Below are 238 nucleotides of genomic sequence, written 5' to 3'. Positions count from 1 at the left end.
AACACGAAGTGTGTGTGGTGCAATATGCACATTCGATACATCACTTTCATGAATCATCTTCTCATAAATATGTTCCTCTTCACTCACTCGTAAATTGTATGGAACTGGCATTACAATAATTCTTGAATGCAATGCTTCATTTTTCTTATTTGCTATAAATGAGCGATACTCTGTTTCGTTCGTATGCGCTACAATTAATTCATCTGCTGAAATAAGCGCAAACCTTCCCGCTTTGAAA

At 36.1% G+C, this 238-nt stretch carries 1 pseudogene; it reads right to left on the bottom strand.

The window, feature by feature from the left end:
* Positions 1–238 (bottom strand): annotated as a pseudogene (locus JDS96_RS31500) (protein prkA); the annotation flags it as partial.

Source organism: Bacillus cereus group sp. N21 (assembly GCF_016483395.1).
In the GTDB taxonomy this organism is placed as follows: Bacteria; Bacillota; Bacilli; order Bacillales; family Bacillaceae_G; genus Bacillus_A; species Bacillus_A pseudomycoides.
The sequence above is the reverse complement of the archived record's forward strand: the minus strand, read 5'-3'. Positions and strand labels throughout refer to the sequence as shown.